The 252-nt window shown below is 57.9% G+C and carries 1 protein-coding gene; it reads right to left on the minus strand.

Annotated elements, in window-relative coordinates; all coding sequences use genetic code 11:
* Positions 1-252: nucleoside recognition domain-containing protein (locus SB765_RS31970; protein ID WP_410932803.1), on the minus strand; the 252-nt coding region annotated here is incomplete at both ends.

Genomic DNA, 252 nt, shown 5'->3' on the forward strand with positions numbered 1-252 from the left:
GCGTCCGTGTCCCCATGACCGACGGGACATTACAGCCAAAGCCGACAATCAGCGGCACAAAGGATTTTCCCGGCAGGCCCAGTGACTGCATCAGACGATCCATCACAAAAGCGGCGCGCGCCATGTAGCCGGAGTCTTCAAGGAAAGCGAGGAACAGGAACATCAGGCCAATCTGCGGAATGATCGGCAGCACGGTATTGATACCGGCACCGATACCCTGCGCCAGGAAAACCGTCAGCCAGTCAGGGAAGT

The sequence above is a fragment of the Pseudomonas sp. SIMBA_067 genome, from assembly GCF_046534675.1.
GTDB lineage: Bacteria > Pseudomonadota > Gammaproteobacteria > Pseudomonadales > Pseudomonadaceae > Aquipseudomonas > Aquipseudomonas putida.